General features: G+C 46.3%; 23 protein-coding genes. 12 read left to right on the top strand and 11 right to left on the bottom strand.

From position 1 onward, the window contains the following. Positions 1-2 precede the first annotated feature (2 nt). Positions 3-1,019: a VWA domain-containing protein gene (locus A3Q3_RS0100575; protein ID WP_020181614.1), complete on the top strand. Its 1,017-nt coding sequence runs from the start codon at positions 3-5 to the stop codon at positions 1,017-1,019. On the opposite strand, the gene A3Q3_RS0100570 is transcribed toward A3Q3_RS0100575, so the two are convergent. After that, positions 986-1,477, bottom strand: a complete 492-nt coding sequence (locus tag A3Q3_RS0100570; protein WP_157355009.1) for a hypothetical protein — start codon at positions 1,475-1,477, stop codon at positions 986-988. The genes A3Q3_RS0100575 and A3Q3_RS0100570 overlap by 34 nt on opposite strands. Positions 1,478-1,509: 32 nt before the next feature. On the opposite strand from A3Q3_RS0100570, the gene A3Q3_RS0100565 reads away from it, so the two are divergent. Then, entirely contained in the window at positions 1,510-2,550 is a 1,041-nt protein-coding gene (locus tag A3Q3_RS0100565) for a folate-binding protein YgfZ (protein WP_020181613.1), read from the top strand. Here the strand turns inward: A3Q3_RS0100565 and ftsB are convergent. From ftsB to smpB, 5 genes are all read right to left on the bottom strand, one after another. Beyond that, positions 2,523-2,852: a cell division protein FtsB gene (gene ftsB / locus A3Q3_RS0100560; RefSeq protein WP_020181612.1), complete on the bottom strand. Its 330-nt coding sequence runs from the start codon at positions 2,850-2,852 to the stop codon at positions 2,523-2,525. The two genes, A3Q3_RS0100565 and ftsB, sit on opposite strands and share 28 nt — an antisense overlap. A gap of 6 nt (positions 2,853-2,858) precedes the next feature. Continuing rightward, complete coding sequence (eno, locus tag A3Q3_RS0100555; RefSeq protein WP_020181611.1) at positions 2,859-4,145, bottom strand: phosphopyruvate hydratase; 1,287 nt, start codon at positions 4,143-4,145, stop codon at positions 2,859-2,861. A gap of 42 nt (positions 4,146-4,187) precedes the next feature. After that, positions 4,188-5,027, bottom strand: a complete 840-nt coding sequence (gene kdsA, locus A3Q3_RS0100550; protein ID WP_020181610.1) for a 3-deoxy-8-phosphooctulonate synthase — start codon at positions 5,025-5,027, stop codon at positions 4,188-4,190. Then, positions 5,024-6,664 (bottom strand): CTP synthase, encoded by a 1,641-nt coding sequence (locus A3Q3_RS0100545; RefSeq protein WP_020181609.1) that lies wholly within the window; start codon positions 6,662-6,664, stop codon positions 5,024-5,026. Before A3Q3_RS0100545 ends, kdsA begins: the two co-directional genes overlap by 4 nt. Positions 6,665-6,787: 123 nt before the next feature. Then, positions 6,788-7,237, bottom strand: coding sequence for an SsrA-binding protein SmpB (gene smpB, locus A3Q3_RS0100540; RefSeq protein WP_020181608.1), 450 nt, complete (start codon positions 7,235-7,237; stop codon positions 6,788-6,790). A 62-nt stretch (positions 7,238-7,299) separates the two neighbouring features. Here smpB and A3Q3_RS0100535 point away from each other — a divergent pair, with 62 nt between their 5' ends. Then, the gene (locus tag A3Q3_RS0100535; RefSeq protein ID WP_020181607.1) at positions 7,300-7,731 is read left to right on the top strand and encodes a type II toxin-antitoxin system RatA family toxin; all 432 of its coding nucleotides are present in this window, start codon (positions 7,300-7,302) and stop codon (positions 7,729-7,731) included. A gap of 21 nt (positions 7,732-7,752) precedes the next feature. Next, a complete protein-coding gene (locus tag A3Q3_RS0100530) occupies positions 7,753-8,091 on the top strand; it encodes an RnfH family protein (RefSeq protein WP_020181606.1) in 339 nt (112 codons plus the stop codon). A gap of 29 nt (positions 8,092-8,120) precedes the next feature. Here A3Q3_RS0100530 and A3Q3_RS0100525 read toward each other — a convergent pair whose 3' ends face one another. Continuing rightward, entirely contained in the window at positions 8,121-8,642 is a 522-nt protein-coding gene (locus tag A3Q3_RS0100525; protein WP_020181605.1) for a DUF4124 domain-containing protein, read from the bottom strand. 211 nt (positions 8,643-8,853) lie between these two features. Between A3Q3_RS0100525 and guaB the strand changes: the two genes are divergently transcribed. From guaB to A3Q3_RS0100495, 6 genes are all read left to right on the top strand, one after another. Further along, positions 8,854-10,314 carry an IMP dehydrogenase gene (guaB, locus tag A3Q3_RS0100520; RefSeq protein ID WP_020181604.1) on the top strand — a complete coding sequence of 487 codons (1,461 nt, stop codon included), beginning with the start codon at positions 8,854-8,856 and terminating at the stop codon, positions 10,312-10,314. 84 nt (positions 10,315-10,398) lie between these two features. Next, positions 10,399-11,982, top strand: a complete 1,584-nt coding sequence (gene guaA, locus A3Q3_RS0100515; RefSeq protein ID WP_020181603.1) for a glutamine-hydrolyzing GMP synthase — start codon at positions 10,399-10,401, stop codon at positions 11,980-11,982. A gap of 8 nt (positions 11,983-11,990) precedes the next feature. Further along, complete coding sequence (locus A3Q3_RS13420; RefSeq protein WP_020181602.1) at positions 11,991-13,226, top strand: SLC13 family permease; 1,236 nt, start codon at positions 11,991-11,993, stop codon at positions 13,224-13,226. Then, positions 13,223-13,726 (top strand): GreA/GreB family elongation factor, encoded by a 504-nt coding sequence (locus tag A3Q3_RS0100505; protein WP_020181601.1) that lies wholly within the window; start codon positions 13,223-13,225, stop codon positions 13,724-13,726. Before A3Q3_RS13420 ends, A3Q3_RS0100505 begins: the two co-directional genes overlap by 4 nt. A 6-nt stretch (positions 13,727-13,732) precedes the next feature. Further along, positions 13,733-14,335, top strand: coding sequence for a nitroreductase family protein (locus A3Q3_RS0100500; protein WP_020181600.1), 603 nt, complete (start codon positions 13,733-13,735; stop codon positions 14,333-14,335). Positions 14,336-14,358: 23 nt separating this feature from the next. Further along, positions 14,359-15,954 carry an ABC-F family ATPase gene (locus A3Q3_RS0100495; RefSeq protein WP_020181599.1) on the top strand — a complete coding sequence of 532 codons (1,596 nt, stop codon included), beginning with the start codon at positions 14,359-14,361 and terminating at the stop codon, positions 15,952-15,954. A gap of 61 nt (positions 15,955-16,015) precedes the next feature. On the opposite strand, the gene typA is transcribed toward A3Q3_RS0100495, so the two are convergent. Beyond that, positions 16,016-17,824 carry a translational GTPase TypA gene (gene typA, locus A3Q3_RS0100490; RefSeq protein ID WP_025224002.1) on the bottom strand — a complete coding sequence of 603 codons (1,809 nt, stop codon included), beginning with the start codon at positions 17,822-17,824 and terminating at the stop codon, positions 16,016-16,018. Positions 17,825-18,201: 377 nt separating this feature from the next. On the opposite strand from typA, the gene A3Q3_RS0100485 reads away from it, so the two are divergent. Both A3Q3_RS0100485 and A3Q3_RS0100480 read left to right on the top strand, forming a co-directional pair. Continuing rightward, positions 18,202-19,878, top strand: a complete 1,677-nt coding sequence (locus A3Q3_RS0100485; RefSeq protein ID WP_020181597.1) for a DEAD/DEAH box helicase — start codon at positions 18,202-18,204, stop codon at positions 19,876-19,878. A gap of 21 nt (positions 19,879-19,899) precedes the next feature. After that, complete coding sequence (locus A3Q3_RS0100480) at positions 19,900-21,318, top strand: DEAD/DEAH box helicase (protein WP_020181596.1); 1,419 nt, start codon at positions 19,900-19,902, stop codon at positions 21,316-21,318. Here the strand turns inward: A3Q3_RS0100480 and A3Q3_RS0100475 are convergent. Genes A3Q3_RS0100475 through A3Q3_RS13415 form a run of 3 tightly spaced genes read right to left on the bottom strand, consistent with a single transcriptional unit; the run spans position 21,315 to position 26,151 of the window. Beyond that, positions 21,315-23,462 (bottom strand): EAL domain-containing protein, encoded by a 2,148-nt coding sequence (locus tag A3Q3_RS0100475; protein ID WP_020181595.1) that lies wholly within the window; start codon positions 23,460-23,462, stop codon positions 21,315-21,317. The genes A3Q3_RS0100480 and A3Q3_RS0100475 overlap by 4 nt on opposite strands. Continuing rightward, a complete protein-coding gene (locus A3Q3_RS0100470; RefSeq protein WP_020181594.1) occupies positions 23,462-23,836 on the bottom strand; it encodes a response regulator in 375 nt (124 codons plus the stop codon). The genes A3Q3_RS0100475 and A3Q3_RS0100470 overlap by 1 nt, the downstream gene beginning before the upstream one ends. Positions 23,837-23,838: 2 nt before the next feature. Continuing rightward, positions 23,839-26,151, bottom strand: coding sequence for an ATP-binding protein (locus A3Q3_RS13415; RefSeq protein WP_020181593.1), 2,313 nt, complete (start codon positions 26,149-26,151; stop codon positions 23,839-23,841). Positions 26,152-26,239 lie beyond the last annotated feature (88 nt).

Raw genomic sequence — 26,239 nt, 5'->3', positions numbered from 1 at the left:
TCATGTCAAAAAAACTCATTAACTATTTACGCCATCGTCGTGACTTAGCCTTATTGGCGGCTGCTTTGCTGTTGTTAATCGTCGCCATGTTTAAGCCAAGCATCCCGATTAAACGTGACATTTACAGTTACTTGCTTGTTGCAGACATTTCACAAAGCATGAACGTGAAAGACATGTCGATTTTGGGCAAGCCTGTCTCACGCATGGAATACCAACAACATATGCTACACCGTGTGATTGGCGAACTGCCTTGTGGTACCTTGGTCAGTATTGGCTTATTTGCTGGCGTTAGCGTAGCTGCTTTATATACGCCGATTGAAGTATGCGAAAATTTCCATGCGATTGAAGACAGCATCGATCACTTAGATTGGCGTATGGGCTGGTCTGGCAATAGTCGCGTGCGAGAAAGCATGTTTACCTTAGCCAAACTTATTCGTAGCTTCCCGGAGCCTGCACAGGTGGTTTATTTTAGCGATGGTGAAGAAGCACCTAGGCTGCACGCGTTTAACACCAAAGACCTCACCGGATTTCAGGGTGGCAAAAACTGGCTATTTGTTGGCATTGGCAGTGACAAAGGCACTGCTGTACCCAAACTAGACGAACATAATCAGTTGATTGGTTACTGGTCTAGCGAAAGTTTTGCCATGCAACCGGGCATTGCGCAAATCTCAGAGGCGAATATCGGCATTCGGGATGACAACGTCGCACCTAGTGAAAGCGATCGTTTTTTATCTAGATTAGATGAGAAATACCTTGAATCCATTGCCAAAGAAGTGACTGGCAACTATGTCAATGGCGAAAGTATACAAAACGTATTGGCTGCAATGAAAAACCAGCCCCCTGCCCGACGCGATAAAGCACGCTTTGAATTACGCTGGTTATTGGCAAGCTTGGCCGGACTACTGTTCTTGATGGCGTATATCCCTAAGCATCCCATCCAAGAAACTAAGCACGCTTGGCATGTGCTTTTGAAGCGCTTTTCACGTTACTCGGGCAAAGCAACGTCAACTAAGGGCTGATGTTTTTTATCAGCCCTCCCCCAGTTGAGCCAAACACGTAATTTACGAAACTGCTGCGGGTCTCGCACTTGCCAAGCAGTGAGCATTAGGCTATTTCTCCACTCATGCTGATAAGTGAGTCGTTTAAAACGTAGAATCGTCAGCCAAGGGTGACTGACTGAAGAAGCCAATGGCACTACCTCAAATAGTTCGCCCCGCTGGTTGTGCACACGCACTTTCCCTTGGCTAGTCACCTCAACCAACTTCCAAGACCATGGCAGCCTCAACAAGACATCCTGCAATATCGTGTAAATTGTCGCTATAATCACCGCACAGACAATCACACACTTGAGTAGTATAGAGAAACTGGTTTGCAATACACTCAAAAGGCTGAGTATTGAAACAAACACATAGCATCCCAATATCAAGTAAGAAGGTTGGAGTGCGACATGTATCGCTGGCACTATTCGCGTTTTCATTTTTTTAACTTTATCGTTAGGCACATACTGGCATGACTGCAACGCAATGGCAATCACATTTAATCGCTCAAGGCGCACACGTAGATGGTGACGCCATGCATTTTGGTGACCAACAACAAGCGCTTAAACGCACCGCTCAGCACAACACATTGTATGATTTATCACATCTGACCTTGCTAGAAGTCAGCGGTGCAGATGCCGTGCCTTTTTTGCAAGGACAAGTCACCAATGATGTAAAACTATTGGATGGAAAGCATGCGCATTACACGGGTTATTGCTCACCCAAGGGCAGATTGCTTGCGCTGTTTCTAGCGTTTGCACATCAAGATCATTTGCATTTACAACTGCCGAAATCCATTGCGGATGCGGTGAGCAAACGCTTGAAAATGTATGTCATGAGAAGCAAAGTCACCATTAGCGATACATCAGACCGTATTATCAAACTGGGACTCAATGGCCCGGATGCATCGCAAATATTGCTACAACATTTCAGTGAGGTGCCAGCAGCACACTATGCGCTTAGCACACTAGAGCAAGCAACTCTGCTTAAACTGCCCAGCATAGCCGGTCATGATCGCTACCAAATATTTACAACACTCGACCATGCAATAGCGCTATGGGAGTCGCTCAAACAAAAGGCAACCCCCGCTGGAAAACCTTGCTGGGATTGGCTTGAGGTGAATGCAGGCATTCCAGAAATCGTACCGGCTACACAAGAGCAATTCGTCCCACAGATGGTGAATTTAGACTTACTCAATGCCATTAACTTTAAAAAAGGATGTTATACCGGCCAAGAAATTGTCGCACGCACACACTATCTCGGCACCGTTAAGCGCCGTACTTTTCTTATGCATGTGCCAGGCGAAAATAAGCCGAGTGCAGGAGATAAAATTGTAGATGCTAACCAGAGTGAGGTAGGGCAAATTGTACGTAGCGCCCCGCATGCAACAGGCGGATTTGATGTGTTAGCCGAGCTTAGAATCGAAGCACAACAAGTCGGTACAGTGTTTTGGCAAGCCGTTGCACTGGAACAAAAAGTAATGCCTTACTCGTTAGGTTTGATAGAGAGCTGAGGTGTAGGTAAGACAGGCTGAGCTGGCATTGGCTGGTCGATGACCTGATAGAACACTTCGTCTTCTTTAATCATGCCAAGCTCGCTACGCGCACGCTCTTCAATCGCAGCATTGCCTTGTTTTAAATCACGGACTTCTGCGCGCAATGTGTCATTACGCAACTTGAAGCTGACATTAAGTTTCTTTTGCTCGTCAATTTTTTGACTCACATTCCAAACCCTAAGCCAGCTACCCTTGCCTAGCCACAGTGGGTACTGTAGCAAGGCAATGAGTACAACAAAAATAAGCGTAAGTGCTTTCAACTGTACTTATTTAAATAACTGATAAAACGCGTCTTTACCAGCATAGCTAGTCGCATCACCCAACTCTTCTTCAATACGCAATAATTGGTTGTATTTAGCTACGCGCTCAGAACGGCATAATGAACCGGTTTTAATTTGCAACGCATTTGTCGCAACTGAGATATCTGCAATCGTTGTATCTTCTGTTTCGCCAGAGCGATGTGATACGACTGCCGTATAACCTGCACGTTTTGCCATCTCAATGGTTTGGAAAGTCTCAGTCAATGTACCAATTTGATTCACTTTAATCAGTACAGAATTAGCTACACCACGGCGGATGCCCTCACGTAAGATTTTTGCGTTGGTAACAAACAAATCATCCCCAACCAATTGCGTTGTTTTACCTAGTCGTTGGGTAAGAATATCCCAGCCGTCCCAGTCAAACTCACCCATGCCATCTTCAATCGAGATAATAGGGTATTTATCCACCCAAGTAGCTAAGTAATCCGTAAATTGCGCAGAGGTCAATGACACGCCTTCTGACGCTAGGTGGTATTTACCATCTTTATAGAACTCAGTACTTGCACAATCTAAACCTAAGAACACATCGCGACCTGGCTCGTAACCTGCGTCTGAGATCGACTCCATAATCAATTGAATGGCTGACTCATTGGATGGCAGATTAGGTGCAAAGCCACCTTCGTCACCCACTGTAGTTGCCAAGCCTTTTTTATGCAGTGTTTTTTTCAATTGGTGAAATACTTCTGCACCGCAACGTAATGCCTCACGGAATGTAGGTAAACCGGCCGGAATAATCATGAATTCTTGCATATCGACAGAATTATCTGCGTGCGCACCACCGTTGATAATGTTCATCATCGGCGTAGGCAATTGCATTGCACCAGAGCCACCTAAATAACGGTACAGTGGCAAACCACTTTCCTCTGCTGCTGCGCGTGCGCAAGCCAGAGACACAGCCAAAATAGCATTTGCGCCCAAACGGTCTTTATTCTCAGTACCATCCAGCTCAATCAATGTTTTGTCGATAAAGCTTTGCTCTTCACAATCCAACCCAATAATCGCTTCAGTAATTTCCGTATTGACGTTCTCTACTGCTTGCAACACGCCCTTACCTAAATAACGCCCTTTATCGCCATCGCGCAACTCCATGGCTTCTTTAGCCCCAGTGGATGCGCCAGAAGGCACAGCAGCGCGACCAATGACACCACTTTCAAGTAATACGTCGGCTTCTATCGTTGGGTTACCGCGAGAATCCATAATTTCGCGGGCGATGATATCTACAATTGCGCTCATGTTTTAGTCCTTAATGTATGTCAATATTTTTCAGCGATACGCTTATAAGCTTTGCTCGGCAAAGCCTGCTTTTTTTACTACGCGATCCAAATCAACTAAGAGATGTAACAAATCTTCCATTTTATGTAATGGCCATGCGTTGGGCCCATCGGATAAGGCTTTTGCCGGATCAGGATGTGTTTCCATGAATACGCCGGCAATACCACTTGCAACAGCCGCTCTGGCCAATACCGGCACAAACTCACGCTGACCGCCACTTTTATCGCCCTGACCACCTGGCTGCTGTACCGAATGCGTGGCATCAAACACCACTGGACAGTGTGTTTCGCGCATGATTGCTAAACCACGCATATCCGATACCAACGTGTTATACCCAAACGAAGCGCCGCGCTCACACACCATAATAGTATCTGCGCCACCATTGGCTTCTTTGGCTTTACTCACCACTTGACGCATATCACCAGGCGCTAAAAACTGGCCTTTTTTAATGTTCACAGGCTTACCACAAGTCGCTACCGCCACAATAAAATCGGTCTGACGGCAAAGAAAGGCTGGTGTTTGCAGCACATCTACTACCGCAGCGACATGTGGCACTTGCTCTTCTGTGTGTACATCGGTCAATATTGGCACACCAATTTGTGCACGCACGTCATCTAATATGCGCAAGCCTTCTTCCATGCCAAATCCACGAAACGTCTTGGTAGAGCTACGATTGGCTTTGTCGTAAGAAGACTTGTAGATAAACGGGATGCCCACACGGCTTGCAATCTCTTTCAATTGCCCAGCCGTATCAATGGCCATTTGTTTAGACTCAATCACGCATGGCCCAGCAATCAGGAACAGCGGATGCTCTAAGCCTGCCTCAAAGTGGCATAACTTCATGCATCACTCCCTTTGGTTTTATGAGCTAGCGCTGCTAACACATACGCCTTGAATAGCGGATGACCTGCACGCGGATTAGAAGTAAACTCTGGGTGGAACTGACACGCCACAAACCATGGATGTGTCGATTGTGGTAACTCAATCATCTCACACAACTCCTCAGTCGGCGTCCGCGCAGAAATCACTAGCCCAGCCGCTTTCAATTGTTCCACATAATGGTTATTCACTTCATAACGATGGCGATGGCGCTCATTCACATCTGTACCATACACACTTGCTGCAATGGTATTCGGTTCAATTGGGCAGCGTTGTGCACCTAAACGCATGGTGCCACCTAAATCAGAACTTTCATCCCGCGTTTCTTTTTTACCGGTAGCATCTTGCCACTCTGTAATCAAACCAATCAGTTTATGCTCAGCTTGTGGGTTGAACTCTGTACTGTTCGCATCTTTTAATCCTGCTACATTACGTGCAAACTCAATCACTGCGAGCTGCATACCCAAACAGATGCCAAGGTAAGGAATTTTATGTTCGCGCGCATATTGAATAGCACTAATTTTACCTTCGGTACCGCGCACACCAAACCCACCCGGAATCAAAATCGCATCCATGGATTCTAGCTTATCTGTACCAGACTTCTCAATTTCTTCACTGTCGATATAATGAATTTTTACTTTAGACTCAGTGTGAATACCGGCATGAATCAGCGCCTCGGTCAGTGACTTGTATGACTCGGTCAAATCGACATATTTACCCACGAAGGCAATATCAATATTGTGTTTGGGGTTCGCAACAGCGTGCGTAATCTTGTGCCACGCAGACAAATCGGCAGCTTTTGCCAAAATATTGAGCTTGTGGCAGACAATCTCGTCCATCATTTGCTCATGCAATAGGCCAGGGATTTTATAGATGGAATCGCTATCAATCGCGCTGATGACCGCCTCAAATGAGACATTGGTAAACAAGGCAATTTTACGCTTTTCATCTTCTGGAATTTCGCGTTCAGCGCGACACAATAAGATATCGGGCTGAATACCAATTTCACGTAGCTCTTTCACCGAGTGCTGTGTTGGTTTGGTTTTAAGTTCGCCTGCGGTTGGAATCCAAGGCAATAAAGTCAAATGCACATAGCAGGCATTGTTCTTACCTTCTTCAAAGCCCATTTGGCGAATGGCCTCCAAAAACGGTAGTGATTCAATATCCCCCACCGTGCCGCCGACTTCCACAATTGCCACATCTGCACCTTCTGCACCGCGCTTGATATGGGTTTTAATTTCATCGGTGATATGCGGAATGACTTGGACAGTTTTGCCCAAATACTCCCCACGACGTTCTTTTTTAATCACGGTCTCGTAAATTTGACCGGTAGTGAAATTATTACGTTTGGCCATACGACTGCTAATAAAGCGCTCGTAATGGCCTAAGTCCAGATCCGTCTCCGCACCGTCATCGGTGACGAATACTTCGCCGTGTTGAAAGGGAGACATGGTGCCGGGATCCACGTTAATGTAGGGATCCAATTTGAGCATGGTGACTTTGATACCGCGCGACTCTAAAATCGCGCCTAGACTGGCCGCTGCGATACCTTTACCAAGTGAAGATACAACACCGCCAGTAACGAATACATATTTGGTCATTGAGAACTTTGCGAAACATTGCAGACGGGATGAAATTTTACCGTAAAGGGCGTTTCACCACAATCAACGAGGTGATAAATAAGTGAAATAAAACGCTGTACAACTCTCTATTTTTTATACTAGCTATTTATTATGTGCGCGCATAATGCGGCCTTTTTCGCGCTCCCAGTCACGCGCTTTTTCCGTATCACGCTTATCATGCTGTTTTTTACCCTTGGCCAGCCCTATTTGCAGCTTGACTCTACCGCGCGTGAAGTGCATATCCAACGGCACCAGCGTATAGCCAGCGCGCTCTACTTTGCCAATCAGCTTTGCAATTTCCTCGTTATGCAACAATAATTTGCGCGTTCTAATCGCATCGGGACGAATGTGCGTAGACGCCGCACCTAAAGGCGTTACATGACAGCCAATCAAATACACTTCCCCACGCATAATCACCACATAAGCCTCTTTCAGGTTGATGCGGTTTTCACGGATTGCCTTGACTTCCCAACCTTCCAGGACGAGGCCAGCCTCATATTTTTCTTCGATAAAATAATCGAAAAAGGCTTTTTTATTTTGGGCAATGCTCATAAATCTTTATTTTGCGGGTGAATGACTTAAAATAGCATTTTACTCTATCTCGTCGTATTGGCATGGCACAAGTTGAAAAAACGGTTTTGGTGATGCACTCATGCGCCCAAATGTTTGCATTGGTCGATGATGTCACACACTACTCAAGCTTTCTGCCATGGTGTGGTGGTGTAGACGTGCATGAGCAAACAGAACATGTGACACAAGCCACGCTGCATATTAATTACCATGGGATCAAACAGCATTTCACCACACGCAACACAAAGCAATATCCGCATCGCATGGACATCCAACTCTCCGATGGGCCATTCAGACATATGGAAGGCCACTGGTACTTTATTGCACTACGCGAAGATGCCTGTAAAATTGAATTTAAACTGAATTACGAATTTTCAAATACAATATTAGAAAAAATCATTGCCCCAGTATTCAGCCATATCGCCAATACATTTGTAGATAGCTTTGTGCTGCGAGCAGATGAAGTGTACCGCTGAGTAACTAGGAAAATCCATTATATGAACGAATCAACCATGCACCTAATCACCGTAGAGGTCGCCTACGCATTGCCACATGAGCAACTGATTATCCCATTGAAAGTACATGCAGAATGCACGGCAGAAGAAGCAGTCAAACTGTCGGGCATATTACAAAAATTCCCCGACATTGATGCTAACGCGCTCCAACTAGGCATTTTCGGCAAACTCGCCAAAAACGACACAGCATTGCGCCAAATGGATCGCGTGGAAATCTACCGCCCGCTGATTGCCGACCCGAAAGCAGTGAGAAAACAACGTGCTGCGGACGGAAAAGTGATGAAAAAAGGTGGTGGCGATTTAGCTACTGATGAAGTGTAATCCCCTACCGACCACCTCGACTACCGAGCTTAAGAGCAATACTCCTGCATATCGCGTTTGGCTTTAGCTGCACCATCCGATAATCCTTTATCATCCAAGTACTCACGCTCACCTTTTTCATTCATACGGTAAACGCGCCCACCCTGACTGTAACTCTGGTAATTGGCTTTGGCGGCACTACAATTCAGTTGCTTTTGCTTGGCCTGCGCCTCTTTCTCAGCTTTGTTTTTCTTTTCGATTTCGTCTATTTCACGCTTTTTCTTCGCCATTTCCTGCTCCGATGCAGCACCATCACCACCCGCAGGTTGTGCAAGAGTAGGATTTGTTAAACCACCCTCAGGAGTTGCAGTTGCAGGCGCAGGAATCACTGCTGGGCTAGTCGCTTTCTTTTTGATGGTGGACAGCGATTTAGCACCAGCAGGCGGCGGCGTATCGGTATACTTCACTGTACCGTCTTTATCTACCCACTTATAAATCTCTGCTTGCACCGGCAGTGCTGTCACTAGTAACACACCCAAAGCGATCAATAATTTTGAACGACCATCTCTCATATCATGTCCTATCCAGTTGATTTTATTTATTATTTTTATAAAAAAAGAATGCCAGACCAAACCACATTATCTTTCTATTGTTATGGTTGAGTTTACTGTAAAACGCAGCAAAGCCCAATCGGTTGAATGCAACATGGCGGAATTATCACGTTGAACTTTGAATAAGTGTTGCAAATCGGTATAATCTCGTTTTGGAGATTAAGGATTTCACATGCGTTTGTTGCAACAAGCCCTAACCTTTGATGACGTTTTATTAGTTCCTGCACATTCGATCGTCATGCCGCGTGAAGTAAATTTAAGCACGCAACTCACCCGTAAAATTAAGCTCAACATTCCGTTGGTGTCTGCCGCCATGGATACCGTCACTGAAGCGCCATTAGCCATTGCACTGGCGCAAGAAGGCGGTTTAGGTATCATTCATAAAAACATGACGTCCATCAAACAAGCTGCGCATGTGTCACGTGTGAAGCGCTTTGAATCTGGCGTGGTGAATGACCCGATTACTATTTCCCCCCATATGTCTGTGCGCGATGTGATTGCACTGACACAACTGCACAAAATCTCCGGTCTACCGGTAGTAGACAATGACAAGATTGTCGGGATTGTCACTAACCGTGATTTGCGGTTTGAAACCAATTTAGATCAAACCATCCAAAATATCATGACGCCGCGCAACCGCTTAGTGACGGTACGTGAAGGCGCCAGCAAAGAAGATGTCATTCACCTATTACACCAGCACCGCTTAGAGCGTGTGCTAGTGATTGATGACCATGACACGCTCAAAGGTTTAATTACCGTCAAAGACATTCAAAAATCGAGCGATCACCCATTTGCATGCAAAGACAGCAAAGGTCGTTTACGCGTAGGCGCTGCCGTGGGTGTAGGAGAAGGCACAGAGGAGCGCGTAGAAGCGTTAGCCGAAGCTGGCGTAGACGTGATTGTGGTAGATACCGCACATGGTCACTCTCAAGGTGTTTTGGATCGCGTCACTTGGGTAAAAAAACACTTTCCTAAAATTGAAGTCATCGGTGGCAACATTGCAACGGCTAGCGCTGCCAAAGCACTGGTAGATGCTGGTGCAGATGCTGTTAAAGTCGGCATTGGCCCAGGCTCCATTTGCACGACGCGTATCGTAGCTGGTGTAGGCGTTCCACAAATCTCAGCAATCAGCAATGTAGCAGAAGCGCTAGAAGGCACAGGCGTGCCATTTATTGCCGATGGTGGTATTCGTTTTTCTGGCGACATCTCTAAAGCCATTGCAGCAGGTGCTTATAGCGTCATGCTAGGCGGCATGTTTGCTGGGACAGAAGAAGCGCCTGGCGAAGTAGAGTTGTTCCAAGGTCGCTCTTACAAATCTTACCGCGGCATGGGTTCGATTGGTGCCATGCAAAAAGGCTCCAGTGACCGCTACTTCCAAGACAACAATGGCAATGCCGACAAATTAGTGCCCGAAGGTATTGAAGGCCGCGTACCCTATAAAGGCAGTGTATTGGCTGTGATTCACCAATTAATGGGTGGCTTACGTGCCTCGATGGGCTATGTAGGGGCTGCATCCATTCAAGAGATGCGCAGCAAAGCAGAGTTTGTGCAAATTACCAGTGCCGGGATGCGTGAATCGCATGTGCATGATGTACAAATTACCAAAGAAGCGCCCAACTATCGTATTGATTAACCCTTTTTAATAACTCTAAAAAGGCACAGCACTCAGAATTTTTCTGAGCTACTGTGCCTTTATGTCTTAAAGCAAACGACAACCATGCATAGCAAAATATTGATTCTCGATTTTGGCTCTCAAGTCACACAACTGATTGCCCGCCGCGTGCGCGAAGCCCATGTCTATTGTGAAATTCATCCTTGTGATGTATCAGATGAGTTTGTGCGCAACTTTGGCGCCGATGGCATCATTCTCTCCGGTAGCCATGCCAGCGTGTATGAAGAAGAAACTGATAAGGCGCCACAAGCCGTATTTGAGTTAGGTAAGCCTGTGCTAGGTATTTGCTACGGTATGCAAACCATGGCGCAGCAACTCGGCGGCAAAGTAGAAGCAGGTCACAAACGTGAGTTTGGTTATGCACAAGTGCGTGCTCGCGCACACTCTGCACTATTCCGCGACATTCAAGATGCGACCAATACAGAAGGACATGGCTTGATAGACGTATGGATGAGCCATGGCGATAAAGTCACCGAGCTACCTACTGGCTTTAAAGTGATTGCCAGTAATGACACCACACCGATTGCAGCGATGGCGGATGAGTCGCGTAAATTCTACGCAGTACAGTTCCACCCGGAAGTCACACACACCAAACAAGGCCAAGCCATGCTAGAGCGCTTTGTGTTGGATATTTGTAGCGCAAAACCCGATTGGATCATGGGTGACTACATTACTGAAGCCGTAGCCAAAATCAAAACCCAAGTAGGCGACGAAGAAGTAATTCTTGGCTTGTCCGGTGGTGTGGATTCCAGCGTAGCCGCCGCATTGATTCACCGTGCCATTGGCGACCAACTCACTTGTGTATTTGTGGACCATGGCTTACTGCGCCTGAATGAAGGCGACATGGTCATGGAGATGTTTGCAGGCCGCTTACATGCCAAAGTGATTCGCGTGGATGCCACCGAACAGTTTATGGGCAAATTAGCAGGCGTGAGCGACCCAGAAGCTAAACGTAAAATTATTGGTGGTGAATTTGTTGAAGTGTTTCAATCAGAAGCCAAAAAATGTGCGAACGCAAAATGGCTGGCCCAAGGCACTATTTATCCAGATGTGATTGAATCCGGCGGCGCAAAATCTAAAAAAGCGGTGACGATTAAAAGCCACCACAATGTAGGCGGTTTACCTGAAAAATTGGGTCTAAAACTATTAGAGCCTTTACGCGATTTATTCAAAGACGAAGTACGCGAACTTGGCGTCGCACTTGGTTTACCACATGACATGGTCTACCGCCATCCATTCCCAGGCCCTGGCCTAGGTGTGCGTATTTTGGGTGAAGTCAAACGTGATTACGCCCTACTCTTACAACGTGCCGATGCTATCTTTATTGAAGAGTTACGCAATACCAAATGCGAAAAAACCGGCAAAACTTGGTACGAACTGACCAGCCAAGCCTTTACCGTATTCTTGCCCGTCAAATCGGTAGGCGTGATGGGCGATGGCCGTACTTATGATTATGTCGTGGCATTGCGCGCAGTCGTCACCAGTGATTTTATGACGGCGCACTGGGCAGAGCTTCCCTACAGCTTATTGGGCAAAGTCTCCAATCGCATCATCAATGAGGTGCGTGGTATTAATCGCGTGGTGTATGACATTTCTGGCAAACCCCCTGCAACGATCGAGTGGGAATAAGCATTCACATGCCAGTTGAGTTTATGCTATTTGGGTTAACACTGCTGGGTGTCGCCACGTTGCATAGGCATACGCTCGCTGTGTCTGCCAGCGGACTACTCAGCATCGTGCTCTACCAATGGTTATTTACCGGGTTTAAAACCGGAGCTGGTCTACAAGGCTTCCTTAGCCACCTCAATCACGAGTGGGTATTACTGGCTAATTTATTATGTTTACTCACTGGCTTTGCCCTACTCGCACGCCATTTTGAGAAAAGCCAAATGCCAGAAGTATTGCCCAAATACTTACCTGATGATTGGAAAGGCGGCTTTATGCTGCTGGTCTTGGTATTCGTGCTATCCAGTTTTTTAGACAATATCGCGGCAGCTTTAATCGGCGGCGCCATGGCACACCAACTCTTTAAGGGCAAAGTCCATATTGGCTATTTAGCTGGTATCGTGGCTGCCTCCAATGCCGGCGGGGCGGGCTCAGTAGTGGGTGATACTACCACTACCATGATGTGGATTGCCGGGATTGCCCCCTCGCAAGTATTGCATGCTTACGTGGCAGCGATTGCCGCATTATGCGTGGTGGGATGGGTTGCAGCTAAGCAGCAACATGCTTACTCCCCCATCATCAAGGATGCAACCGCCACTGCACATATAGATTGGAAACGCCTAATGATTGTGGCGTGCATGCTGCTTGCTGCGCTAGGGACCAATTTCTTTATTAATTTGCAGATGCCAGAACAAGCCGACTTATTCCCTTGGATAGGCACTGCATTATGGGTGGCTATTTTACTCACGACGCAGATACGCCGTCACGATTGGGAGATATTGCCCGAGACATTTAAAGGGTCATTGTTTTTACTATGCTTAGTGATGTGCGCATCACTGATGCCGGTAGAAAAATTACCTGTTGCTACTTGGACTAGCACATTCGCCATGGGATTTGTATCCGCATTTTTTGACAATATTCCTTTGACCGCACTCGCGATTAAACAAGGTGGCTACGACTGGGGCATGCTTGCTTATGCCGTTGGCTTTGGTGGTTCCATGCTATGGTTTGGCTCCTCTGCAGGCGTTGCCATTAGCAACATGTACCCGGAAGCACGTAATACCCAAGCATGGCTGCGTCAAGGCTGGCATGTCGTTGTAGCCTACATCATTGGATTTGCCGTGATCTTGACTATATTAGGCTGGCACCCAGCGGAGCCGCATCGCCAAGTGTCCTCTGCCATGACACAAATGCAGGCCGCAACATGAGTCGTGGCTTCGTCAAAGAAGATGATTTGGAACATGCGGGAACCGATTTACCTGAACGGCCAGTCAGCGCTCACCCTAACTACGTGACACCTGCAGGGTTGGCACAACTGGAGTCGCAAGCACAAGCATTAGCGCAAGAACGTCTGACACTGAGTAAACGCAAAGACGATCCAACAGCCAATCAGCGCTTTGGGGTGATTGAACGTGATTTACGCTATATTAGCGCACGGTTAGAAAATGCAATATTGGTCGACCCAGCACAACAAGATCAACATACCGTATTGTTTGGCGCACACGTCAAAGTGGAAGATGAAACGGGTGAAGTAAGTGGCTTTATTATCGTTGGCGAGGATGAGGCCAACATTGCCGAACATAAAGTGAGCTATATTTCCCCCATTGCCCGCGCATTGATTGGACGAAAAGTCGGTGATAGTGTGATATGGCAACGGCCAGCCGGCAATTTACAAATAGATATTATTGACATTCATTATGGAAAGTAATTAAGCATGCAAGTATCCGAAGCTATTATTGCGCGGCGGTCCGTTAAATCGTTCGACCCACACCATCGAATGACCGATGAAGAAATCCACAAGCTGATGTCGCTTGCGATACTATCCCCTACTGCCTTTAATATTCAAAACTGGCGTTTTGTAGTCGTCACAGAGCCTGTATTGCGCCAACAAATTCGCGCCGTGAGCTGGAACCAAGCCCAAGTGGAAGAAGCCTCATTATTGGTCGTGCTCACAGCAGATTTAAATGCATGGGCAAAACAGCCTGAACGCTATTGGCGTAATGCACCACAGGCAGTGCAAGATTATTTAGTGCCGGCTATTGGCAATTATTACCGCGATAACGCACAAGTACAACGTGATGAAGGCATGCGCTCGTGCGGCATGGCAGCCACTACATTGATGCTTGCGGCCAAAGAGATGGGCTATGACACTTGCCCAATGGATGGGTTTGATTTTGATGCCGTAGGCAAATTATTAAACCTGCCAGAAGACCACACACCAGTCATGTTCGTCGTCATCGGCAAAGCATTAGAACCTGCGCGTGCGCGTGCCGGTCAGTTGCCTTTAGACGAAGTCGTCATTTACAACACATTTTAATTTAACGCTATTTTTGAGAGTCTATGTTAACCGCTAACAATATCACCATGCAGTTTGGCGCCAAGCCACTGTTTGAAAACGTTTCAGTCAAATTCGGCGATGGTAATCGCTATGGCTTAATTGGCGCCAATGGCTGTGGAAAGTCCACCTTTATGAAAATCCTAGCGGGCGTCTTAGAGCCGACTAGCGGCAATATTTCACTGGATACCAATGAGCGTATGGCTTTTTTGAGGCAGGACCAGTTTGCTTATGAAGACCAGCGCGTGCTGGATGTAGTCATGATGGGCCATGAACAAATGTGGAAGGCCAACGCAGAAAAAAATGCCATATACGAAAACCTGGAAGCCACAGAAGAAGACTACATGCGCGCTGCCGAATTAGAAGGCATCTATGCGGAATATGATGGGTACACCGCGGAAGCGCGTGCCGGTGAGTTATTATTAGGCGTTGGCATTCCTATTGAGCAGCACAACGGCCCGATGAGCGCAGTTGCACCTGGCTGGAAACTGCGTGTATTACTAGTGCAAGCCCTATTTGCCAACCCAGACGTATTATTGCTGGATGAACCGACCAACAACTTGGACATCAACACTATCCGCTGGTTAGAAGATGTGGTCAATAATCGTGACTGCACCATGGTCATCATTTCGCATGACCGCCACTTTTTAAACCAGGTATGTACGCATACCTGCGATATGGATTACGGCAAAATCACCTCTTACCCCGGCAACTATGATGATTATATGGAGGCCAGCATTGCCGCACGTAATCAGCAAGCCAAAGACAACGCCAAAGCCAAACAGCAGATTGCCGACTTGCAGGACTTTGTGCGCCGTTTCTCGGCTAACGCATCTAAAGCCAAACAAGCAACTAGCCGCGCCAAACAGATTGATAAAATCAAGGTGGAGGAATTTAAACCTTCTAGCCGCCAATATCCGTTTATTCGCTTTGAGTTTGACGATAGAGAAAAGCTGCATCGTAACGCAGTAGAACTCAAAAAGCTCAGCCATGGCTTTGACAAGACTTTATTCAACGATTTAGAACTGATGTTTGAAGCTGGTGAAAAAGTCGCCATTATTGGTGAAAACGGTATCGGCAAAACCACTTTCCTGCGCTGTCTGGCAGGTGATCTCGCGCCTAAACATGGAGAAGTCAAATGGGCAGAAAAAGCCAAGCTTGGCTACTTTGCTCAAGACCATGAATACGAATTTGAAAAAGGCGAAGACCTGTTCGAGTGGATGACTGCACAGCGTCAACAAGGTGATGATGACAACACCGTGCGTAGCATGCTCGGCCGTTTGCTGTTCCCGACCGAAGCGACCAGAAAGTCAGTTAAAGTGCTCTCAGGTGGTGAAAAAGGCCGCATGCTGTATGGCAAACTTATGCTGGCAAAAACCAATGTGTTACTCATGGACGAGCCAACCAACCACATGGACATGGAATCCATTGAGGCGCTGAACACTGCTTTGGATAAATACAAAGGCACCTTATTCTTTGTCAGCCATGACCGTGAGTTCGTCAGCTCGATTGCCACCCGTATTATCGAAATCAAAGCGGACGGTATTGTCGACTTTACCGGCAACTATGAGGATTACTTGGCCAGCCAGGGTATTGAGTAAATCTTTCTCTGATTCCTAGATAATAAAAAAGCCGCTTAAAGCGGCCTTTTTATTTTATGTATTACTCTTTAGATGCACGTTTACGTTCATGCTCTAACAAGAAACGTTTACGGATACGAATATTTTTTGGTGTGATTTCTACCAATTCGTCATCATCAATAAACTCAACCGCAGACTCCAAAGACAATGCAACAGGTGGAATCAAACGTACTGCTTCATCGGTACCAGATGCACGCACGTTAGTCAGTTGTTTACCTTTAATCGGGTTCACAATCAAATCGTTATCGCGACTATGAATACCAATCACCATGCCTTCGTACAATTTATCGCCTGGTACTGAGAACATCTTGCCGCGATCTTGTAATTTCCAAAGCGCATAAGCAACGGCTTCACCATGCTCGGCTGATATCAGCACCCCATTACGACGGCCTGGCATATCGGCTTTTACCGGTGCATATTCATCAAAAATATGCGCCATTAAACCAGTACCACGCGTCATGGTTAAAAACTCACCTTGGAAACCAATCAAACCACGTGCTGGAATTTTATATTCCAAACGGGTGCGGCCATTGCCATCTGATTCCATATTTTGCATTTCACCACGGCGACGACCCAACTCCTCCATCACCGCACCTTGGTTATCATCTTCCAAATCCACGGTGAGCACTTCGTATGGCTCACATTTCACACCGTCAATTTCACGGTACACCACGCGTGGCTTAGCTACCGCTAACTCAAAGCCTTCTCGACGCATATTTTCAAGCAAGATAGTCAGGTGTAACTCACCACGGCCAGAGACACGGAAAACATCTGTATCTTGTGTATCTTCTACACGTAGTGCCACGTTCACTAATAACTCTTTGGTTAAACGGTCTTTAATTTGACGTGAGGTCACAAACTTGCCTTCAGTACCGGCCAATGGTGAAGTGTTCACCATAAAGTCCATGGTCAATGTTGGCTCATCTACGCCTAGGTGTGGCAAACCAACTGGCTTATCGCGATCGCAAATGGTAAAACCAATACCAATATCATCTAAGCCAGAAATAATGACAATGTCACCCGCTTCTGCTTCCTCGACTGGCACGCGCTCCAAACCTTGAAAGCCCAACACTTGATTGATACGGCCTTGCGCAACTTGTTCGTCTTCACGCATCACTGCCACCACTTGGCCAGGTTTGACGCGGCCATTGCGCACGCGACCAACGCCTAAACGGCCTGTGTAAGTAGAGTAATCCAGTGCAGAGATTTGCAATTGCAATGGCGCATCGCTGTCGCCTACTGGTGGTGCAACATGACTTAAAATCGTTTCAAATAACGGACGCATGGTCTCAGATGGTGTTTTCATATCTAAGGTTGCAAAGCCGTTAAGGGCTGATGCATAGACCACCGGGAAGTCTAATTGCTCATCTGTTGCACCTAAGTTGGCAAACAAATCAAAGGTGTGGTTAATCACCCAATCAGGACGTGCGCCAGGACGATCCACTTTATTAATCACCACAATTGGTTTTAAACCAAGTGCCAGTGCTTTTTTAGTCACAAAGCGCGTTTGTGGCATCGGGCCTTCTACAGCATCTACCAACAACACCACGCCATCCACCATGCCTAATACGCGCTCAACTTCACCACCAAAGTCCGCGTGGCCTGGGGTATCCACAATATTAATGTGCGTACCTTCAAAGTTAACGGCTGTATTTTTAGCTAAAATAGTAATGCCGCGCTCTTTTTCAATATCGCCACTGTCCATGACACGTTCTGTCACCGCTTGGTGCGATGCAAACGTACCTGCTTGTTGTAAAAGTTTGTCCACCATGGTTGTTTTACCATGGTCAACGTGCGCAATAATTGCGATATTTCTGAGATTACGAGACATGAAAGCTGCCGATTGTTTGGAAGGGCGCGATTTTAACACATTTAGCATGAAACTTATTTGACAATGTGAATTTTAATTTGACATTTGGGTGGATATGGTTATACTGCGCACAACTTAAAACTTATGCAGTAATTAAAAGTTTTAGATTCATTGCCCTGACCCAACGGCTACTCGCGAAATATGGAAGTAGCAATCTTTTAGATGAGACCTCTCTTATCTATCTTTTACTGGTTAGCGGCTATGCCCGTGCGCTAGTAAAAAGCATTTACATGAACTGATTTACCATTATTCATACTGCTTTCGCGTATTACGCTGATTTTCAGCTGAACTGTGTTTTGCTCGCGCCCTTTTTTATTGTTTTTAGAAAGGGACATACTTTGTCTTTTGAATCATTAAATCTACACCCAACTATTTTACGTGCCGTACTCGAAGCTGGTTACGACACACCAACTGCTATTCAAGCACAAGCGATTCCTGAAGCACTGAATGGCCGTGACATCATGGCCTCTGCACAAACAGGGACAGGCAAGACTGCTGCATTTACATTGCCAGCACTCAATTTATTAGCAACACCACACGAATCTAAAAGCCGTGGCCCACGTATTTTGGTGCTGACACCAACCCGTGAGTTGGCTGCACAAGTGAACGAAGCGGCGCGTAAATACGGTAAATATATTCGTGCCCGTACAGTGAGTATCGTTGGTGGCATGCCTTATCCGCTACAAAACAAATTACTTTCACAACCATTGGATATCTTAGTGGCCACACCAGGCCGCTTTATTGACCACATGGAACGTGGCCGTATTGATCTAAGCCGTTTACAAATGTTGGTATTAGATGAAGCGGACCGCATGTTGGACATGGGTTTCATGCCAGATGTAGAGCGTATCTGCGAAGCACTACCTAAAGAGCGTCAAACTTTATTATTCTCTGCCACCTTAGATGGCATCATGCATATTGCTAAACAGTTCCAAAACAATCCGCTGACAATTCAAGTGGCTGGACAAAAAGAAAAACATGCCAACATTGAGCAACGTTTGCACTTTGTGGATGACATGAACCACAAGAACAAATTGCTTGAGCATTTATTGATTGCTCCTGATGTCAATCAAGCCATTATTTTCACCAGCACAAAACGTCACGCTGATTTATTGGCAGAAGACTTATATGCAGCAGGCCATAAAACGGCAGCATTGCATGGCGATATGACACAAGGTGCACGTAACCGTACACTAACTAAACTGCGTCATGGCGATGTAAAAGTATTGGTAGCGACTGACGTAGCGGCGCGTGGTATTGACGTACAAGGCATTAGCCACGTGATTAACTACGACTTACCTAAGTTTGCAGAAGATTATGTACACCGTATTGGTCGTACTGGTCGCGCTAACAACACAGGTATTGCGATTTCATTTGCATCCAATATCGACCGCCATTTATTGCGTAAGATTGAACAATATACTGGCCAAAAATTAGAAGGTTCTGTCATTGCAGGTTTTGAACCCAAACGTGCGATGAAATCTGAAGCGCCTGCTGGCAAACGTGGTCGTAACAATGACCGTAGCAGTGCACACAAACCAGGTGCACGTGGTGGCTACCAATCACGCGATAACGCAACACGTGGCTCTAGCTTTGGTGACCGTGTCATGAACGAGCGTGGCGCAAAACCGCAAGCAACGCGTTCATTTAATGATGGTGCACCTCGTGCTGACGGTGGCGCTTCGCGTCAACGTGACAGTCAACCACGTCATACAGATGCAGCCCCTCGCGATGGTCAACGTGAAGTCAACGGTAACAGCCGTAACTACACGAAAGATACAGACTTTCAATTTGCGCGCGCATTAAGCCAAGAGTTCGGTGGTCGCGGTCGTCAAGACAGAAATACGCGTACTGACGCACCACGTGAAGGTCGCCCAAGCCATAAAGCCAATAGCGGTGAGAACTTTGGCAATCCACGCCCACAGCGTAGTGCGCCTAGAACCAGCGCGCCTAGAGCCAATGCCGGCGGCTTTAGTGGTGACAACAAACCTAAACGTAACCGTAGTTTTGCTTAATTAAGGCCAATCTCACCTTACATGAATACCAATACTGATGTAAATTTTGTTGAACAAAATGTTGATAATACAAGCTTAGATACTCCAAGCTTCGACAATCTAGGCCTTGCAGCACCATTGCTGCAAGCCATTACTGAAACAGGTTATACCACGCCTACCCCGATTCAAGCCAAGGCAATTCCATTGGCATTGCAGGGGTTGGATTTGATGGCTGGTGCACAAACGGGAACAGGAAAAACAGCAGCATTTGCATTACCTGTTTTACAAAAACTATTGCCGTTTGCCAGTACCAGCACATCACCTGCAAAACACCCTATCCGCGCGTTGGTACTCACTCCAACGCGTGAGTTGGCGATTCAGGTAGAAGAAAGCGTCAAGGTCTATGCCAAACATACACCTTTATCTAGCTTGGTGGTATACGGTGGCGTAGACATTAAATCGCAAACGCCTCAACTCAAAAAAGGTGTGGAAGTATTGGTGGCGACACCTGGCCGTTTATTGGACCATATCGAACAAAAAACGCTTTCACTTAGTCAGGTACAAATTTTAGTGCTAGACGAAGCGGATCGTATGCTCGATATGGGCTTTATGCCAGACTTAAAACGTATTTTGGCGTTACTGCCAAAACAACGTCAGAATTTAATGTTTTCTGCAACGTTCTCTAATGAAATCAAAAAGTTAGCAGATGAATTCTTAACCAACCCAACATTGATTGAAGTTGCCAGAAGTAATGCGACCAATGACAATGTGACTCAGCAAGCCTACACAGTGGCTGCACCACAAAAACAAGCGTTTTTGGTACAACTGCTAAAAGAAGCGCAAACCAACCAAGTGATTGTGTTTACCAAAACCAAACTCACAGCCAGCAGGCTAGCGCGCGCGCTACAAAAAGAAGATATCTCGGCCGATGCCATTCATGGTGACAAATCGCAAAAAGAACGTATTGAAGCATTGGATGCATTCAAGGCTGGTAAAGTCAAAGCGCTAGTAGCTACCGATGTTGCTGCACGTGGTTTGGACATTAGTGATTTACCCATGGTCATTAACTATGAGATCCCTAGTGCACCAGAAGACTATGTGCATAGAATTGGCCGTACCGGGCGCGCAGGTGCCAGCGGGATTGCAATCTCATTGATTTGCGATGATGAAGAGAAGTATTTTGCTGATATTGAAAAGCTCATTAAGAAAAATATTACTCGTCAAATTGCACAAGTTCAGCCGCAAACGCGTGCTGCAGAACACGATAAGCGTGTACGCACAAGCCATAGCAGCACACCAAGCAGCGCCCCCAGAAAATCGAAAGCGTCATCTGCGGATGCTTGGTTTAATAAACCGTATGAACCCAATACTGCCGAGGCAAAAGCAGTGGCAAGAGCGAACCCTAGTCAAAGCCGCAAGGCTCCAGTGGCTGCATTATTAGGCGGACTCAAGCGTCCTTAATCTGTTTTTTTGAACCACTGTGTCACCTGATCCGGTGGCACAGGTGGCGAGTAAAAATAGCCTTGTATGACCCTACAACCACTAGCCAGTAGAATGTCCGCCTGATGCTGGTTTTCTACGCCTTCACCTACCAAATCCAAATCCAACGCTTCGGCTAATGCCACCATCGCCCTTACAATGGCGCGATCTTCATCCGAGCTCACTAAGTCGTTTACAAACGTACGCTCAATCTTCACTTCGTCCACCGCCCAGCGCTTGAGATATAACAATGAAGAATGCCCGGTACCAAAGTCATCCAGCGATATGCCAAATCCGGCCTTTTTAATCGCCTGCATATTATTTTTAACAGTGGCGCTTTCTTCCAATATTGCATGCTCGGTAATTTCTATGCATAACATCTCTGGCTCAATGCCATATTGCTTAGGGATATTATTGAGTAAATTCATTAAGTTATCTGATCTTAAATGCCTTGCTGACATATTGACGGACATGCGCGGCAATACATAGCCTGCCTCTCGCCAAACACGCATTTGCCTACAAACCTCTTCTAGCACCCAATCATCCAGTGTATTAATCAACGAAGATTGCTCAGCCACGCGAATCAACTCAATGGTCGAAATTAAACCGTGATCCGGGTGCGTCCAGCGAATCAGTGCTTCCATACCAACCACTACGTTACGCGCAGCATCTAACTGCGGTTGATACACCATATGAAACTCATGTTTACGCAATGCAAGGCGTATTCCATGTTCCATGTCCATCCACTCTTTGGGGATGAAATTCATGTTGGGGGTATAGAACTCAAAGCTATTACGCCCATTTTGCTTTGCACGGTACATGGCCAAATCTGCATACGTCAGCAGCGTCTGCAAATCTGTGGCGTCATCTGGATACACGCTTACCCCAATGCTTACGGTGGTATACACACGCTGTTCCATAATCTCAAATGGCATGGAAAACGCTTTGACGATATCCCGCACAATGCGATGCGCATCTTGTGGCGTGGCTGATTCAATCACCATCACAAATTCATCTCCACCCATGCGATACAACACATCAATCTCACGTGCACATTCAATAATGCGCTTGGTCGACATCATCAACAGTTGGTCACCCGCCTCATGTCCCAATGTGTCATTCACGAGTTTGAAATGATCGATATCAAAATATAAAAGTAATACTTGCTGGCGATGACGCTCTGCCTTTTTGAGCGCTTGTGCCAAGTTAATTTTGAATACACTCCGGTTAGGCAGTCCTGTCAGCTCATCGTGCGAAGCCAAAAACTCCACTTTGCGATTGAGCGCAATCATTTCACTGACATCTTTCCCCACTCCCCGATAACCAATAAATTTAAGTTGGTCATCAAAGATTGGTTTGCCTGATACGCGCAAATACATATGCTTTTCATGCGCATCGATAAAATGCACAATAAAGTCTGAAAATGGCAACCGTTGTTGCAATACGCTCAACATGTCATCAGCTAAGTGGCTTTGGCAAGCTTTGGCAATATCTTGCAGATTACATACGCTCAAACCCATTGGTGCACCACTCAATGCTTGGATATTGAGCGCGCTATCTGCCTCCCAAAACCAATCGGCCGAGGCTTCGGCAAAATCTCTAAAACGCGCTTCACTTTCAATCAGTTTTTGACGCTCTTGGTTCAGCTCGATAATTTTTTTATCTAATTTTGCCCGGACGATATCAGTATGCTGTTTATCAAATTTAACCGGGGCAACGCGATACAAGCCACGTCCTTTAGCCACTCGGGGTTGTTTGGCGCCGGATTTAGTCACCTCAGCAATCACACCCAGAAACGCTTGCAAGTCCATTGGCTTAATTAAAAATGCAGAGGCGCCCAGTGACATGGCAAAGCGCTCATCCTGGCTAGACGTATAGGTGGCGGTATAGAACACAAACGGAATACTTTGCATGGAGATATTTTGTTTGACCGCACGACATAAGCCATAGCCATCCATTTCTGGCATCAAAATATCTGAAACAATCAAATCAACGCTATGGGAATGTAAATAGGCAAGCGCTTTTAACCCATTATCAAAACTGGAAACCTCATGACCTTTAGATTGGAATAAATCCACCAGCAATTGCCTAGAATTATCGTCATCTTCCGCAATTAAAATGTTCATTAAGAAGTTTCCTTACCAATCACCGCTTGAATCTGTGCAATCACAGTCATCGGATCAATGGGTTTTTCAATATAACTGGTGCAACCTGCTTCTAGTAAGCGTTCGCGATCGCCAGACATGGCATACGAGGTCATGGCAATAATCGGCACTGTTTTCCCTACCGGATGTGCACGAATGCGCTTGAGCACCTCTAGCCCATTGATATCCGGCAACTGAATATCCAACACAATAAAATCCGGCGGAATCGTCAATGCCTGCTGCACGCCTTCTTCGCCAGTCATAGCAAAGCGCACACGGTACCCGGCCTGCTGCAGAATAAACCGGATCAGCTCAAGGTTATTGTCATTATCTTCGATGATTAAGGCTGTTCTCATTATTATTGCCCTTCTAAAATGTTGACTAATTTACCGGCCTCCACTTCAGGCATCTGGTAAGGCAAACGCATCGTAAACGTACTTCCCTGCTCTACTTTACTGTTGACCGTGATGCTACCACCCAACAGCAAAGTCAAAATCTTATGGGTTAAATACAAACCCAAGCCCGTGCCCAAGGTTTTAATCTTGAGTCGTGAATCAATTCGTTCGAATGGCTTGAATAGTTTGGCTAAGCCAGCCTCATCAATCCCAATGCCCGTATCCGCAACTACAATTTCCAGCTGCTCCGGCAAAGGTATGACTTTAACGCTGACATGGCCTTTTTCTGTATATTTCAGCGCATTGGAAACCACATTCAAAACCACCTGATACAAGCGCTTGCGATCGGAATCAAGGGTGATGCCCTCCGGACACTCTATCTGTAAATTGAGCTTACGCTCTATTACCAGATGCTGTACCGCATGCGACACATCATGCATGACCTCTTTGATATCAAACGTCATTTGATGGGTTTCTAAAAAGCCTGCCTCGATTTTAGAGATATCAATCACATCGGAAATCAAGGACAGTAAATGTTTAGATGAAGCGTAAGCGCGTCCCAGCTGATCTTTTTGTTTGACATTTAACTCGCCGGACATGCCCTGCAACACCACGCCCAAGAAACCAATAATCGAGTTAAGTGGCGTACGTAACTCGTGAGACATAGAAGCCACAAACATAGACTTAATGCGGTCTGCCGACTCGGCTGCTTCGCGCGCTTTGATGAGCGAAGCTTCCAGCGCTTTTTGCTGGCTGATGTCTTGCCCGATTGAAATAATGACCGGATTACCCTCTGCGTCCAACTCCATACTTCTGGAAATAGATAACTCAGTGGTGGAGCCATCTGCGCGGCGAATCAGCATTTCTTGGCCTTGAATTTTATTGCCAAAAAACACATCACTAGAGAGCGCTTCGTGCTCACCTGTCATGCCTTCTGGCACAAATAAACTTTGGTAAGTTCTGCCAATGGCGTAGTCCCGGCTATAGCCAGTAATACGTTCGGCTTCAGGGTTCATTTCTATAATTTCGTTAGCCGCATTCATGTACAGAATCGTCACGGGTGCACGCTCGACCAAGAAACGGAACAACTTGGCATTACTTTCAATCGATGCCGTCCGAGTTTTTAGCATGTCCTCAAAGTTCTCTTGATGCTCCACCAAGTCTGTCTCTACTTTTTGACGCCTGTGTAACTCAACCGTCAGTCGAGCCAAGTCGGCCAGAGAGCCTGCATAATTTTGCTCGTCCAATGTCCACTCGCGCGCTGGGCCGACATGCTCATGGCAAATCACGCCAATCATTTCATCATCGTGCCAAATCGTTGCATCTAATAGCGCGCCTATTTGCTGTGATGGAAAATAATCCACCACAAAATCTTGCGTTGCACTGTGTTGATATACGTCATCGGCCACGACCACACGCGCTTGCTTCAGCGCATCAAAATAATGTGGGAAATCGTTTGCCACCAGCACTTGGCCTTGTGTATAGGCTTGTGTTTTTAGCTCATATAAAGCCTCACATACCAGTTGTTGCTTGTCTGCTGAATACATCCATACGCTCACGCGTGCCACGCTTAAGGTTTCCGCAGATTGCTTAATCAGCGCCTGATAAAACAATTGTGAAGAAGTCTGCTTATTTAAATGTGAGGCCAAATAGGCAAGGCTGGCTGTCTGCCTTTGTAAGCGTTTGTCAGCCTGTACTAGTTTTTCTTGCGCTTCATCTTTATTTTGATGATACAGATTCAGCCTATTGACCAAGCGCTCCATCTGACCGGCACGCTTTAAACTACCAAAAAAATAGGTTCCGCTAATATTGAATAGAAACACCCCCAACGCGAAGAACTGTACGATCAACTGATTACGGTAAGACTGATAAGTAACGGTAATTAAGATAAATATTGCGACCAAGGCAATCATAAAACCGATACGAGACAACCTGATTTTTTGCAGCAATGCAGGATCTGTCATCATGAACCGTCGCTGATCGATACTGGTGGATAACTTATACTGTAAGTGTGCGCGAAACTCACGGTCTAAAATAAACAATGCGAAGGTCAAAACCCCCAGCGTGAGGAACATGCCGAATGTAAGTTCCATTTTATAGACCTGCACCCACGCCAACAGTGCGTGCGCTTGACTGGGGAGGTTAGTTGGGTGATGGGCGAGTCGGTTGGCAGTCAATGCCATTTCTTCAAACAAAGGAAATGCGCTCACAACCGCAATTGCGAGTACGCTAAGTGAGGCAACACATGCCACGCGCAATAACTGCTTAAATACCAAGGTTGCAACCTTTTATTTATGTTGTGAGGGTATTCAATTAATGATGTTAATGCAGTGCTACTTGTTACTTCAAATCGTTAATTTGTTA

It is taken from the genome of Methylotenera sp. 1P/1 (assembly GCF_000384355.1).
Taxonomy (GTDB): domain Bacteria; phylum Pseudomonadota; class Gammaproteobacteria; order Burkholderiales; family Methylophilaceae; genus Methylophilus.
Note: the sequence above shows the minus strand (reverse complement) of the source record. Positions and strands in the feature narration are given on the sequence as shown.